This window comes from Halomonas ventosae (assembly GCF_004363555.1).
In the GTDB taxonomy this organism is placed as follows: domain Bacteria; phylum Pseudomonadota; class Gammaproteobacteria; order Pseudomonadales; family Halomonadaceae; genus Halomonas; species Halomonas ventosae.
Window position 1 is genome coordinate 62,807 of record NZ_SNZJ01000012.1, and the last position, 13,702, is coordinate 76,508.

The 13,702-nt window shown below is 68.4% G+C and carries 16 protein-coding genes; 8 read left to right on the forward strand and 8 right to left on the reverse strand.

Features of this window, described 5'->3' with window-relative positions; translation table 11 throughout:
- Positions 1-34: 34 nt before the first annotated feature.
- From rpsF to DFP85_RS11475, 7 genes are all read left to right on the forward strand, one after another.
- Complete coding sequence (rpsF, locus tag DFP85_RS11445; RefSeq protein WP_040185479.1) at positions 35-406, forward strand: 30S ribosomal protein S6; 372 nt, start codon at positions 35-37, stop codon at positions 404-406.
- Positions 407-439: 33 nt separating this feature from the next.
- Complete coding sequence (rpsR, locus tag DFP85_RS11450) at positions 440-667, forward strand: 30S ribosomal protein S18 (protein WP_013333281.1); 228 nt, start codon at positions 440-442, stop codon at positions 665-667.
- Between the two features lie 13 nt (positions 668-680).
- Positions 681-1,532, forward strand: a complete 852-nt coding sequence (locus DFP85_RS11455) for a YybS family protein (protein WP_133636407.1) — start codon at positions 681-683, stop codon at positions 1,530-1,532.
- Between the two features lie 16 nt (positions 1,533-1,548).
- The gene (gene rplI / locus DFP85_RS11460; protein WP_133636408.1) at positions 1,549-1,995 is read left to right on the forward strand and encodes a 50S ribosomal protein L9; all 447 of its coding nucleotides are present in this window, start codon (positions 1,549-1,551) and stop codon (positions 1,993-1,995) included.
- Positions 1,996-2,179: 184 nt separating this feature from the next.
- Entirely contained in the window at positions 2,180-3,568 is a 1,389-nt protein-coding gene (gene dnaB / locus DFP85_RS11465) for a replicative DNA helicase (RefSeq protein ID WP_133636409.1), read from the forward strand.
- A 70-nt stretch (positions 3,569-3,638) separates the two neighbouring features.
- Positions 3,639-3,932 (forward strand): hypothetical protein, encoded by a 294-nt coding sequence (locus tag DFP85_RS11470; RefSeq protein WP_040185486.1) that lies wholly within the window; start codon positions 3,639-3,641, stop codon positions 3,930-3,932.
- A 134-nt stretch (positions 3,933-4,066) separates the two neighbouring features.
- Positions 4,067-4,369, forward strand: coding sequence for a DUF6482 family protein (locus DFP85_RS11475; RefSeq protein ID WP_106230582.1), 303 nt, complete (start codon positions 4,067-4,069; stop codon positions 4,367-4,369).
- A gap of 2 nt (positions 4,370-4,371) precedes the next feature.
- Here the strand turns inward: DFP85_RS11475 and DFP85_RS11480 are convergent, their stop codons facing one another.
- Both DFP85_RS11480 and DFP85_RS11485 read right to left on the reverse strand, forming a co-directional pair.
- Positions 4,372-4,779, reverse strand: coding sequence for a thiol-disulfide oxidoreductase DCC family protein (locus tag DFP85_RS11480; protein WP_133636410.1), 408 nt, complete (start codon positions 4,777-4,779; stop codon positions 4,372-4,374).
- A complete protein-coding gene (locus tag DFP85_RS11485; RefSeq protein WP_133636411.1) occupies positions 4,776-6,374 on the reverse strand; it encodes a cryptochrome/photolyase family protein in 1,599 nt (532 codons plus the stop codon). The genes DFP85_RS11480 and DFP85_RS11485 overlap by 4 nt, the downstream gene beginning before the upstream one ends.
- A 113-nt stretch (positions 6,375-6,487) precedes the next feature.
- Between DFP85_RS11485 and hemH the strand changes: the two genes are divergently transcribed.
- Positions 6,488-7,576, forward strand: coding sequence for a ferrochelatase (hemH, locus tag DFP85_RS11490; RefSeq protein WP_133636412.1), 1,089 nt, complete (start codon positions 6,488-6,490; stop codon positions 7,574-7,576).
- Between the two features lie 68 nt (positions 7,577-7,644).
- On the opposite strand, the gene DFP85_RS11495 is transcribed toward hemH, so the two are convergent.
- From DFP85_RS11495 to DFP85_RS11520, 6 genes are read right to left on the reverse strand one after another with little or no spacing between them, the layout of a single operon-like run.
- Entirely contained in the window at positions 7,645-8,037 is a 393-nt protein-coding gene (locus DFP85_RS11495; RefSeq protein WP_181243564.1) for a Na+/H+ antiporter subunit G, read from the reverse strand.
- Between the two features lie 8 nt (positions 8,038-8,045).
- Positions 8,046-8,315, reverse strand: coding sequence for a K+/H+ antiporter subunit F (locus DFP85_RS11500; RefSeq protein ID WP_106230578.1), 270 nt, complete (start codon positions 8,313-8,315; stop codon positions 8,046-8,048).
- Entirely contained in the window at positions 8,309-8,806 is a 498-nt protein-coding gene (locus DFP85_RS11505; protein WP_106230577.1) for a Na+/H+ antiporter subunit E, read from the reverse strand. The genes DFP85_RS11500 and DFP85_RS11505 overlap by 7 nt, the downstream gene beginning before the upstream one ends.
- Positions 8,803-10,311 carry a monovalent cation/H+ antiporter subunit D gene (locus DFP85_RS11510; RefSeq protein WP_133636413.1) on the reverse strand — a complete coding sequence of 503 codons (1,509 nt, stop codon included), beginning with the start codon at positions 10,309-10,311 and terminating at the stop codon, positions 8,803-8,805. Before DFP85_RS11510 ends, DFP85_RS11505 begins: the two co-directional genes overlap by 4 nt.
- Positions 10,308-10,652, reverse strand: coding sequence for a Na+/H+ antiporter subunit C (locus tag DFP85_RS11515; protein WP_133636414.1), 345 nt, complete (start codon positions 10,650-10,652; stop codon positions 10,308-10,310). Before DFP85_RS11515 ends, DFP85_RS11510 begins: the two co-directional genes overlap by 4 nt.
- Positions 10,652-13,486 (reverse strand): monovalent cation/H+ antiporter subunit A, encoded by a 2,835-nt coding sequence (locus DFP85_RS11520; RefSeq protein ID WP_133636415.1) that lies wholly within the window; start codon positions 13,484-13,486, stop codon positions 10,652-10,654. The genes DFP85_RS11515 and DFP85_RS11520 overlap by 1 nt, the downstream gene beginning before the upstream one ends.
- Positions 13,487-13,702 lie beyond the last annotated feature (216 nt).

Here is a 13,702-nt window from a genome sequence, read left to right on the forward strand (position 1 = left end):
CATTGTGGAAGCTGCCAAACCGCAAGGAGATCCCATGCGTCACTACGAGATCGTCTTCATGGTCCACCCGGACCAGAGCGAGCAGGTCCCGGCCATGGTCGAGCGCTATACCGGCCTCGTCACCGAGAACGGCGGCACCGTGCATCGCCTCGAGGATTGGGGCCGTCGCCATCTGGCCTACCCGATCAACAAGATCCACAAGGCTCACTACGTGCTGATGAACGTCGAGTGCAGCGGCGAGACCCTCGATGAGATCGAGAACATCTTCCGCTTCAACGACGCCATCATCCGCAGCCTGGTGGTTCGTGCCAAGGAAGCCGTCACCGAGGCCTCACCGATGATGAAGCCGGTGGAAGAGAAGCGTGTCCGTCGCGACGAGAAGCCGCGCAGCACCGAATCCGCCTGAGCCATCCCCTCGCACCTCTGAAGGAGTCTTCCCATGGCACGCTTTTTCCGTCGCCGCAAGTTCTGCCGTTTCACCGCTGAAGGCGTGAAGCAGATCGACTACAAGGATCTGGACACGCTCAAGGCCTACGTCACCGAGACCGGCAAGATCGTTCCCAGCCGCATTACCGGGACCAAGGCCCGTTACCAGCGCCAGCTGTCCACCGCGATCAAGCGGGCACGCTACCTGGCGCTGCTGCCCTACACCGACAGCCACCAGTAAAGCACCGCGCGTGATGTTGTCCGTCGCCCGCTGGATGATGCGCGGCACGCCCCACGCCGCCGCCGGGGCGGCCGCGGCCACCGCGATTCCCTGGCTGTTCTGGCTGGGGGCCGCCGTGGCGGGCCTGGTCACCCTGCGACACGGCCTGGCCGCGTCGCTGCCGGTGATCATCGCCGCGGCCGTGCCGGCCGGCTGGTGGTGGACCCAGGGGGACGTCATCCCGCTGGCCAGCGTCCTGCTGGTCGTGCTGATGGCGGTAGTGCTGCGCGCCCGCCTGCGCTGGAGCGAGGCGCTCCTCGCCGGCACGCTGGCGGGGGCAGCGATGATCCAGCTGGACATCTTCCTGCCGCCGGGCGGGGCAGGGCCGGTGCTGGAGCAGCTGCGCCAGGGCTCGCCTGACATCGCGGCGATGCTCGCCGAGCTCTCCCGCCAGGGCATGGACACCGAGCAGCTGGCCGGCCTGCTGATCAGCGGCGTGACCGCGCTGATCGTGCTGCTCGCCGCCGTGGCCTGCCTGGCCCTGGCGCGCGGCTGGCAGGCCGGGCTCTACAACCCCGGCGGGTTTCGCGAGGAGTTCCATGGCCTGCGCCTGGCGCCCCGTGAGCTCGCCGTGCTGGTGGTGCTCGGGGTACTGGGAGCGGTGCTGGCGCTCCCGGCCCTGGGCATGCTGGCCTGGGTGCCGCTGCTGGTGGCCGGCATCGCGCTGGTGCATGGTTTTATCGGATTGAAGGGAATGAACGGGCTGTGGCTGGTCGCCTTCTATGTGCTGCTGATCACCACCTGGCCCATGATTCTCATCGTGCTGCTCGCGGCCTTCATCGACACGTTCGCGGACTTCCGCGGACGACTGGCCCGCAGCCACTGACAAGAGGTTTACGAGAATGGACGTCATTCTGCTCGACAAGATTGGCAAGCTGGGCGGTCTGGGTGACCAGGTCACCGTCAAGCCCGGCCATGGCCGCAACTACCTGGTGCCCTACGGCCTGGCCGTGCCGGCCACCAAGGAGAACATCGAGGCCTTCCAGGCCCAGCGTGCCGAGCTCGAGGCCCAGGCCGCCGAGCGCAAGGCGGTGGCCGAGGCGCGTGCCGAACAGCTCAACGACATTGAGCTGTCGCTGGTCTCCAAGGCCGGTGACGAGGGCAAGCTGTTCGGCTCCATCGGTCCGCGTGACCTGGCGGAGGCCATCTCCAGCGCCGGGATCGAGGTCGCCAAGAGCGAAGTGCGCATGCCCCAGGGCCCGATCCGCCAGACCGGCGAGTACGACATCGACCTGCACCTGCATGCCGAAGTCGATGCCACCGTTCGCGTGGTGGTCGTGGCCGAGTAAGGCCAGCGCGACGGCACGCCCGACGGGCGTGCCTCGACAGGGGGGGCAAGGAGTGAATCCTTGCCCCCTTTTCGTGTCCTGCGTCGTGCCATGATTTCGCGGCCTCGTCCTGCCTCGGCCATGGGGTCGGGGCGAGCCATCGCGTAGAATGGGCCTGCCCCTTTCCCCTGAAGGTCCGCGCACCATGAACGAACCCCTCACCCTCGACCGGGAAACCGCCGCCCTCAAGGTGCCGCCGCATTCGCTGGAGGCCGAACAGTCCGTGCTCGGCGGCCTGATGCTCGACAACCAGGCCTGGGACAACGTGGCCGACCGCCTGGTGGCGGATGACTTCTATCGCTACGAGCACCGCCTGATCTTCAACGTCATGGCCGGCCTGGCCGAGGCGGGGCGTCCGCTGGACGTGGTGACCCTCTCCGAGGCGCTGGAGGGGCGCGACCAGCTCGATACGGTGGGGGGGCTGGCCTACCTGGCGGAGCTCGCCAGGAACACGCCCTCGGCGAGCAATATCCGCGCCTATGCCGACATCGTTCGCGAGCGCGCCACCCTGCGCAAGCTGATCCGCGCGGCCAGCCAGATCGCCGACGGCGCCTTCAGCCCACAGGGGCGCCCCGCGGACGAGCTGGTCGACGAGGCCGAGCGGCTGGTGTTCCAGATCAGCGAGGAGCGCCCCAAGTCGGGGGGGCCGATCGGCATGAGCGAGCTGCTGACCAAGGCGGTGGATCGCATCGACGAGCTGTTCAACATGCAGGGGGAGATGACCGGGCTCTCCACCGGTTTTCGCGACCTGGACGAGATGACCTCGGGGCTGCAGCCCTCGGACCTGGTGATCATCGCCGGCCGCCCCTCCATGGGCAAGACCACCTTCGCCATGAACCTGGTCGAGCATGCGGTGATCTCGAGCGACAGGCCGGTGATGGTCTTCTCCATGGAAATGCCCGCGGACTCGCTGATGCTGCGCATGCTCTCCTCGCTGGGGCGCATCGACCAGACCCGGGTGCGGACCGGCCAGCTGGAGGACGAGGACTGGCCGCGCCTGACCTCGGCGGTCAACCTGCTCAAGGACAAGCAGCTGTTCATCGACGACACTGCCGCGCTCTCGCCCAACGAGATGCGCTCGCGGATCCGCCGGGTGGTGCGCGAGCACGGCAACCTGGCGCTGATCATGATCGACTACCTGCAGCTGATGCAGATCCCCGGCTTCTCCGAGAACCGCACCGGCGAGATCTCCGAGATCTCCCGCTCGCTCAAGGGGCTGGCCAAGGAGTTCGGCTGCCCGGTGGTGGCGCTCTCCCAGCTCAACCGCTCGCTGGAGCAGCGCCCCAACAAGCGCCCGGTGATGTCGGACCTGCGCGAGTCCGGGGCCATCGAGCAGGATGCCGACATCATCGGCTTCGTCTATCGTGACGAGGTCTACAATCCGGATAATCCCGACAACCAGGGGCTGGCCGAGGTGATCATCGGCAAGCAGCGTAACGGCCCCATCGGCACCGTGCACATGGCGTTCATCGGCAAGTACACCCGCTTCGAGGACTTGGCCCCGGACAGCTACCGCGAGGCCTTCGGCGAGTGACGGTGCCCTTGAGTCCCGCGACCGGCCCCGTATAATGCCGAGCCCTCGAATCACACAGGAAGGAGGCACCATGGCAGGCGGATTCCGACGCGGCAATCGCCGGCGCACCCCCAAGCTCGAGGGGCGCGGCGAGCTCCAGTCGATGGAGCGTGAAGGCCCCTTCAAGGAGTGGCTGGGGATGCCGGACCTCTACCGCTACCACCTGGTGGTGGACGGCGAGGCCTACAGCTACCAGACCGAGGACGCCGAGCTGCCGGTGCAGGTCGGCGACCGGGTGGTGTTCCGCTACAAGGAGACCAAGGCCGGCAACTGGGTGGACCGCAACTCCCTGGGCAAGGCGATCGATCCTTCCGAATATCAGTAGGTCCGGAACCTGACGAAGCGGTCAGGGTCACAACAAGGTAATGTCGACGACACGATACCGTCATCGGGTGCAGCCAGGCTGTGCCCGATCATGTATCCCGACATCATCGACCCGGACATCAGGAGGAAGGACCCATGGAATTCCAGGAACTGAAAGCCTTCGTGGCCCACCACGACAACTTCGAGATCCGCGTGATCGGCCATGCCGGCAGCCGGTTCTACCAGGTCGAACTGGAGGACGTGGAGGGGCAGCGCCACATGCTGACCCGTGCCGCCAAGCCGATCCTCTTCCGTTCGCTGGATGACGTCTATCTGGAGCTCAAGCGTGCCGGCATCCATCGCGCCTACCTGGTCCAGCAGGTGCCCCACGACGAGATGATCGGGCGCGAGGCCCACTACCAGGACCCGCTGACCTCGCGCATGCCGCTGGTCTTCTGACCCTACCCCTTGTCACTGACCTGCCGCCGCCGCTGCAGCCAGCGCCCCAGGCGTACCCGGCGGCGGGCGAACCCGCGATACCCCGCATCCATCATGCCCGTGATCCCCGGCAGGGTGCTCAGCCACACCAGCCGGCGATAGCCCAGCACCGCGTAGAGCGCCCGACTGGCATCCATGCCGATGTACCAGCGGTTGCCGGCGTCGCGGACGTGCAGCCGGCCCATCATCGCCTCGAAGCTGGTGCCGAGCGCCACCGGATCGAAGTCCGGCGCCTGGATATCCACCAGCCTGACCCGCGCGCGGTGCGGGTGACGGCCCAGCCAGGCCACCTCGCGCTGGCACAGCGGGCAGTGGCCGTCGTGGTAGAGGGTCGCCGGGGCGCGGGCCTCGAGGGTCCGGTGTCGTGTCATGGTGTCGTCTCCCGCAGGGGCCCGTAGCCCGCCCGATGAGGGCCCTGGCCATGGGTGGATGAATCGTCGGGCGCGCTGTCGAGCCGTGCCAGGAAGGCCTCGGCCTGCTCGCGCAGGGCCGCGCGCCTGTCGTCGCTCATGCGCCGGAGACTGCCGTAGATCAGCTTCATGCGCGGGTTGCCGCTCAGGGTATCGGCGTGGCGCTCGAGGAAGGCCCAGTAGAGGCTGTTGAAGGGGCAGGCGTCGGGGCCCGTGGCCCGTTTCGGGTCATAGCGGCAGTGCCGGCAGTGGTCCGACATGCGGTCGATGTACTTCCCCGAGGCACAGTAGGGCTTGGAGCCCATCAGGCCCCCGTCGGCATGCAGCACCATGCCTAAGGTGTTGGGCAGCTCCACCCATTCGCAGGCATCGGCGTAGACCGCCAGGTACCAGTCGCAGAGCGCCTCGGGTGCCACGTCGCAGAGCAGGGCGAAGTTGCCGGTGACCATCAGCCGCTGGATATGGTGGGCATAGGCATGGTCACGGGTCATCTCGATGGCGCGCGCAAGGCAGCGCAGGTCGGTATCGCCGCTCCAGAAGGCGGCGGGCAGGCCTCGGCTCGCCCCCAGGGCGTTGCGACGCTTGTAGTCGGGCATCCGCGTCCAGTAGAGGCCGCGCACGTACTCCCGCCAGCCCAGCACCTGGCGGATGAAGCCCTCGACGGCGTTGAGCGGCGCTCGCCCCTCGCGGTACTCCCGTTCCACCGCCTCGCACACCTCACGGGGCGCGAGCAGGCCCAGGTTGAGGGCCGCAGAGAGCCGGGAATGGAAGAGGAAGGGCTCGGCGTCGCGGATGGCGTCCTGATAGCGGCCGAAGTCGGGGAGCAGGTGCTCGATGAAGTGGCGCAGATCCACCAGGGCCTGGCGGCGCGTCACCGGCCAGTGGAAGGTATCGAGGGTGCCGAAGTGCGCTCCGAAATGCTCCGCCACCAGCGCCAGCACGTCTTCCGTGACGGCGTCATGGTGGTGGCGCGGCGGCTCGGGAACTGCCAGCGAGTCGGGCAGCGGCTGGCGATTGTCATGGTCGAAGTTCCACTGGCCACCTGCCGGCTTGTCGTCCTCCATCAGCAGGCCGGTGCGGCGGCGCTGCTCGCGGTAGAAGTGCTCCATGCGCGGCGCCTTGCGCTTCCGGGCCCAGGCGGCGAACGCCTCCGGCGTCGTGAAGAAGCGGTCATCCTCGATCAGGCGCCAGGGCAGGGCAGCGTGCTCGCGCTCGCCCATCGCCTGCCACAGCCGCCACTCGCCGGGGCGCACTACGCGGACCTCGTCACAGCCGTACACGCCGGCCAGGCGCTCCGCCTCGCCCACCAGTGTCTGGGCATTGTCCGGGTCGTCCAGGGCGCTGTAGTGCACCCGGTGGCCCCGGTCGCGAAGCTCGGCGGCGAAGTGGCGCATGGCGGCGAGGATCAGGGCGATCTTCTGGGGATGGTGGGGCACGTAGGTGCCCTCGGCGGCCACCTCGCACAGCGCCACCACCGCGGCTTCCGGCAGGTCGCGCAGGCTGGCCATGGCGTGGCTCAGCTGGTCGCCGAGCAGCAGCACGAGCGGTCGGGGCATGATCCTTCTCTCAAGCTGTACAAATCCTGTTCATAGTACAACTTCATCCCACCCCGGGCGAGCGGGCTGATAGACTAGTTGTCACCGTCTCATCGATCCCAAGGAGCACCCGCATGACCCCCCCGAATCCGGACAAGGCCTCCCACGACCTGGATGCACCGGGCAGCGGCCGGCTGGCCCATGCCCCGGCCGACCACCCGCCGGTGGCCAGGCCGAAGGTCGGCGTGGTGCTCGCCAACCTGGGTACGCCGGATGCTACCGACTACTGGTCGATGCGCCGCTACCTGAGCGAATTCCTCTCCGACAAGCGGGTGGTCGACTACCCGGACTGGAAGTGGCAGCCGCTGCTGCAGCTGATCATCCTCTCGCGTCGCCCCTTCAAGTCCGGTGAGGCCTATCGCGGCATCTGGAACACCGAGCAGGACGAGAGCCCGCTGCTGACCATCACCCGGGAGCAGACCCGCAAGGTCGCGGCCGGGCTCTACGCGCAGTACGGCGATGACGTGGTGGTGGACTTCTGCATGCGCTACGGCAATCCCTCCACCGACAGCGTGCTGAAGCGCATGCAGGCCGCGGGCTGCGAGCGGATCCTCTTCTTCCCGCTCTATCCGCAGTACGCCTCGCCGACCACGGCCACCGCCAACGACCAGGCCTTCCGCACCCTGATGACGCTCAAGTGGCAGCCGGCGATTCGCACCGTGCCCGCCTACTTCGAGCATCCCGCCTACCTGGAAGCCCTGGCGAGTTCGGTGCGTGAGGCGTACGAGGCCGCCGAGACGCCCCCCGAGGTGCTGGTGGCCTCCTACCATGGGGTGCCCAAGCGCTACCTGCTGGAGGGTGATCCCTACCACTGCCAGTGCCAGAAGACCACGCGTCTGCTGCGCGAGCGGCTGGGCTGGTCAGAGGACGCCATCCAGACCGCCTTCCAGTCCAAGTTCGGTCCCGAGGAGTGGGTGGGGCCGGCCACCGTGGAGCACGTCGCCGAGCTGGCCCGTCAAGGGAAGAAGCATATCGCGGTGGTCTCGCCGGCCTTCTCGTCGGACTGCGTGGAGACCCTCGAGGAGATCGAGGAGGAGATTCGTGACGCCTTCATCGAAGCCGGTGGCGAGACCTTCACCTACATTCCCTGCCTGAATGATCGCGACGACCACATCGCCGCGCTGCTTTCGATCATCGATAACGAGCTGGGTGGCTGGGTGTAGGCCCTGCCACTGCTTGTCGAACCCTGTCCACCCGGCATCGGGCCCGCCACTGGCGGGCCCGAACGGTGTCAGCCGTGGCCGCGATCCGGGTGGGGCACCGGCTTCTCGCCGATCTCCTCGTCACGCAGCTCGGGCGGGTTGCCGCGGGTCTTGTCCTCGTGTCGCAGCTGCAGGTGCAGGCCGGTCTTGGCCAGCAGGTGGGCGCTGACCGGCGCGGTGATGAACAGGAACAGCGTGATCAGCATCTCCTGGATGTCGGGCTTGCCGTCGATCACCCAGAAATAGAGCATCGAGGCCACCAGCATGCAGCCGATCCCCAGGGTGGTGGCCTTGGTAGGCCCGTGCAGGCGCATGTAGAAGTCGCGCAGGTGGGCCATGCCCAGCGAGCCGATGAAGGCGAAGGCGCCCCCGGCGACCAGCAGGAAGGCGATCACGCCCTCGAGGAACACGTACAGCGTCATGGGGCCTCCTATTCGATGATGTCGCCGCGCAGCAGGTACTTGCAGACCGCCACGGTACTGATGAAGCCGAGCATGGCGATCAGCAGCGCCGACTCGAAGTAGGTCTTGGTATTCAGCCAGAGTCCCATCAGCACGATCAGCGCGATGGAATTCACGTACATGGTGTCGAGCGCCAGGATCCGGTCCGGCATGTCCGGCCCTATCGTCAGGCGGTAGACGTTGAGCAGCAGGGCCGCCACCACCAGTGCCATGCTGGTCCACAGGGCAATGTCTAGCATTCGTAGATCTCCTTCAGCGGCCGCTCGTAGCGTTCGCGGATATGCGCGATCAGCGCGTCCTCGTCCTCCACGTCCAGGGCATGGATCAGCAGCGTCCGGCCGTCCAGACGCAGGTTGGCCGATACCGTGCCCGGGGTCAGGCTGATGGTGTTGGCCAGCAGGGTGATGGTGAAGCGATCCTCCAGCATCAGCGGGTATTCCACGAAATGGGGGCGCAGCCGGCGCCAGGGATTGACGATCAGCCAGGCCACCTCGATGTTGGCGACGAGGATGTCGCCAAGCACGCGCAGCACGAAGCGCAGTAGCTTCCAGGGCCGGGCCACATGCGGCTGGGCATCCCAGAAACGGTGGGTGGCCAGCGGGATCACCACCGCCAGGACGGTGCCCAGCAGGAGCTGGCCGAAGGCGGTGCTGCGCACCAGCAGCAGCCACACCGCCAGCAGCAGGATCGACAGCAGAGGGGTCGGCAGCCAGGGACGGGGCTTGATCATGGCGTGCCTCCGGCATCGTTCATCAGGGCGTCGACCACCACCTGGGGGTTGGCCAGCTGGTCGGCGGTGGCCCGGGTGTAGTCGCTCACCGGGCCGGCCAGGGCCACCAGCAGCGGCGAGGCACCCAGCAGCCAGGCGACCCCGAACCACTGGCGCCGGGGCAGCGGCAGGCCCATCGGCTCCCCCTGGCTGCGCCAGAACAGCGTGGAGCCGGCCCGGGACAGGGCGACCAGTGCGCACAGGCCGGTGCCCAGCAGGAGCGGCCACAGCCAGGCGCGCTCTCCCCCCTCGGCCGAGGCCATCAGCAGGGCCTTGCCGATGGCCCCGGAGAGCGGGGGCACGCCGGCCACCGCCACGGCACCGACGAAGAACAGCCCGGCCAGCCAGCCGCCCTGATGCAGGGGGCGGCCCTTGACCAGGCGGGTGCCGGCCTTGCCGCGCTGCAGGCCGATCAGCTCGGCCAGCAGGAAGAGCCCGCCGGTGATCAGGGTGGTGTGCAGCAGGTAGTAGAGCAGGGCGGAGATGGCGGCCGGCGAGCCCATGCCGATGCCGGCCAGCAGGGTGCCCACCGAGACCAGCACCAGATAGGCCACCAGCAGGCGCAGGTCCCGGGCGGCCAGCACGCCGACCCCGGCCGCCGCCAGGGTGCCCAGCGACAGCCACCACACCCAGGCCTGCTCGAGGTTCGCCAGCGGCCCGGCATGCTCGCCGAAGACCAGCGAATAGACGCGCAGGATGGCGTAGATGCCGACCTTGGTCATGATGGCGAAGAGGGCCGCCACCGGCGCCGGGGCGGCGGCATAGGCCCGCGGCAGCCAGAAGTAGAGCGGCAGGATCGCCGCCTTGAGGCCGAACACCACCAGCAGCATCAGGCCGCCGGCGGTGACCAGCCCGGCCCGCTCGGCGGGCAGTTCGCCGAGGCGCACCGCCATGTCGGCCATGTTGAGGGTGCCGGTGGCGCCGTAGAGCACGCCCACGGCGATCAGGAACAGCGAGGAACCGGCCAGGTTGAGCACCACGTAGTGCACCCCGGCCTGGATCCGCGCCTTGCCGCCGCCGTGCAGCAGCAGCGCGTAGGAGGCCAGCAGCAGCACCTCGAAGAACACGAAGAGGTTGAACAGGTCCCCGGTGAGGAAGGCCCCGTTGATGCCCATCAGCTGCCACTGGAAGAGACCGTGGAAGTTGCTGCCGCGCTCGTCGTCGCCGGCACAGGCGAACACCACTGCCCCCAGGGCGAGCACTGCGGTGAGCAGCACCATCAGCGCCGAGAGGCGGTCGAGCACCAGCACGATGCCGAAAGGCGGCTGCCAGCCGCCCAGCGCATAGTAGGTGACCTCGCCGCCGGCGGCACGCGCCACCAGGGCGATGCCGACCACCACCAGCAGTGCCGTGGCCACGACCCCGACCAGGCGCTTGGCCCGGGTGGCCCCCTGGCGGCGATAGAGCAGCAGGATGCCGGCGACCAGCGGCAGCACCACGGGCAGGACGATCAGATGCTGCATCACGGGCGGCCCTCCCCGTCTTCATGCTTGCGGCCGTCGACATGGTCGTTGCCCGCCTCGCTGCGTGCCCGCATGGCGAGGATCACCACGAAGGCGGTCATGGCGAAGCCGATCACGATGGCGGTGAGCACCAGCGCCTGGGGCAGCGGGTCGGCATAGTCGGCCAGCCCGTCGAGGATGGCGGCGCCGTCGGTGGTCAGCCCGCCCATGGAGAACAGGAAGAGGTTGACCGCATAGGAGAGCAGGGTGAGGCCGACCACCACCGGGAAGGTGCGGCCGCGCAGGACCAGATAGAGCCCGCAGGCGGTCAGCACGCCGGTGGTGATGGCGTAGAGGCTTTCCATCAGCGTTTCTCCTTGCCGGGTCGCGAGGTGGGGGCGGTGTCGAAGCTGCTGGCGGCTTCCTTGGCCGGACGGTGGGGCGTGGTGACCTTGCCCAGGTTGGCGAGGATCATCAGCGTGGCGCCCACCACCGCCAGGTAGACGCCAAGGTCGAAGAGCATGGCGGTGGCCAGCTCGAAGTCGCCGACCAGCGGCAGGTGGAAGTGGCCGAAGGCCGAGGTCAGGAAGGGGTGGCCGAACAGCCAGCTGCCGAGTCCCGTGAGGGTGGCGACGGCCACCCCGGCGATCGCCACCGGCTGGTAGGGGAAGTCGAGGCGCTGCTGGGCCCACTCCACGCCGCGGGCCATGTAGAGCAGGATCAGCGCCACGGCGGTGACCAGGCCGGCGATGAAGCCGCCGCCGGGCTGGTTGTGGCCGCGCAGGAAGATGAAGGCCGACACCAGCAGGGCCAGCGGCAGCAGGGCCATGGAGATGGAGGTGAGGATCGCCGGATAGCGGTCCGGCGACCAGAGCCGGCCCTCGCCGTCGCTGTGCGGCATGAACAGCCGCAGCCGGTTGAGCAGCTTGAAGATCGCCAGGCCCGCCAGCGCCAGCACGGTGATCTCGCCCAGGGTATCGAAGCCGCGGAAGTCCACCAGGATGACGTTGACCACGTTGTGGCCGCCGCCGCCGGGCACGCTGTTCTCCAGGAAGAAGCCGGAGATGGGCGCATTGTCGCGGGTCAGCACCGCATAGTTGAGGCTGGCGACCACCATGCCCAGGGCGCCGGCCAGCACCACGTCACGCAGGCTGCGCCGATGCGAGGACTCCCGGGGGGTCTTCTGGGGCAAGAAGAACAGCGCCAGCATCAGCAGGATCATGGTCACCACCTCCACCGACAGCTGGGTCAGCGCCAGGTCCGGCGCGGAGAAGCGAGCGAAGGTCAGCGCGACCACCAGGCCCACCACCGAGAGCATCAGCAGCGAGATCAGGCGGTAGCGGTGGGTGGCGGCGGTGCCGATGCCGCCGAAGATCAGCAGGCCGGCCCCCAGCAGCAGGATGCCGTCGAGGGGCTGGTTGCCCTGGCTGCCGGTGAGCAGCGGCATGCCGGCCAGGCCCAGGCCGCCCATCAACAGGGCGGCGAGCAGCAGCCAGGTCATGTAGCGCTGCAGCGAGCCGCCATCGAAGCGCGCCAGGCTGGCCTCGGCGCCGCGTCCCAGCCGCTGCACGGCGGCCTCGAACACCAGGCGGGCATCCACCGGGCGAAATCCCCTGAGAAAGCGGCGCAGGTCGGGATGGCGCCAGTAGGTCGCCACCCCGGCGACCAGCGCCACCAGGCTCATCAGCAGCGGCAGGTTGACGCCGTGCCAGATCGCCAGATGGAAGTCGAACGCCTCGCCCAGCACCGGCGACACGGCCAGGCCCAGCAGTCCCTCGGCCAGCACCGGGGCCAGGCCCACCAGCACGCACAGCACCACCAGCAGCACCACCGGGGCGCGCATCAGCCAGGGCGGCTCGTGGGGCGACTTCGGCGGCGCCTCGCGGGCCGGCCTGAAGAAGACCGCATGCACCAGGCGCAGGGAGTAGGCCACCGAGAGGATACCGCCCAGGGTGGCGAGGACCGGCAGCAGCCAGCTCAGCCCGCCCAGCACCGGGCTCGCCAGGGTCTCGGTGAAGAACATCTCCTTGGAGAGGAAACCATTTAGCAGCGGTACGCCGGCCATGGCCGCGCCGGCCACGCTGGTCAGCACCGCGGTGACCGGCATGGCCCGGCGCAGGCCCCCCAGGCGGCCCAGCTCCCGGGTGCCGGTCTCGTGGTCGATGATGCCCGCGCTCATGAACAGTGCCGCCTTGAAGGTGGCGTGGTTGAGGATGTGGAAGAGCGCCGCGAGCACGGCCATGGGCGTGCCGATGCCCAGCAGCACGGTGATCAGCCCCAGGTGGCTGACCGTGGAGAAGGCCAGGATGCCCTTGAGGTCGGTCTTGAGCAGGGCGAACCAGGCGCCGTAAAGCAGCGTCGCCATGCCGACCAGCGAGACGATGACCGACCACAGCTCGCTGCCGGCGATGGCCGGGTGCAGGCGCGCCATCAGGAAGATGCCGGCCTTGACCATGGTCGCCGAGTGCAGGTAGGCGGAGACCGGCGTGGGGGCCGCCATGGCATGGGGCAGCCAGAACTGGAAGGGGAACTGCGCCGACTTGGTGAAGGCGCCGAGCAGCACCAGCACCAGCATCAGGGGGTAGCGCGGGTCGGCGAGGATGGCGTCGCCGCTGTCGAGCACCACGTTCATGTCGTAGCTGCCGACCATGTCCCCCAGCAGCAGCAGGCCGGCGAGCAGCGCCAGGCCGCCGGCACCGGTCACGGTCAGCGCCATGCGCGCCCCCTTGCGGGCGTCGCTGCGGTGTGACCAGAAGCCGATCAGCAGGAAGGAGGAGATGCTGGTGAGCTCCCAGAAGAGCCACAGCAGCAGCAGGTTGTCGGCCATCACGATGCCGACCATGGAGGCCATGAACAGGATCAGGTAGGCGTAGAAGCGCCCGAAGGGCTCCTCCGGTGTCAGGTAGTAATGCGCGTAGAGCAGGATCAGCAGGCCGATCCCGATGATCAACAGGTTGAACAGCAGCGACAGGCCGTCGAGCCGGAACGCCAGGTCGAGGCCCAGGGTGGGCACCCAGTCCACGGCGAAGCGCAGTGCCTCGCCGGCCGCCAGGGCCGGCAGCTGGCCGAACATCAGTACCAGCGCCAGCGCGGGCAGCAGTGCGGTGGCCAGGGAGCAGAAACGTCGCCCGCGTCGCTCGGTGAACGCGGGCACCAGCATCCCCAGCAGGGGTAGCAGGGCTATCCACAGCAATGTCATCGATCGGTCATCCTGCGCGGGTCCGTAAACGGGGAGGGCACAGCGTGCCCTCAGGACAGGATGATGCAAGCGACATGCGGTCGCATCCCCTCCCTGGGTCGGGTCGCCCCCCCATGGCTTGGCTCCTTCCCACTCTAACGCAAAGGGAACTCGCTCGCCGCCTCCTTGCCTTTCAACACCTTGTCTCTATAGAGTTGATCGCTCGAACCGGTGGCG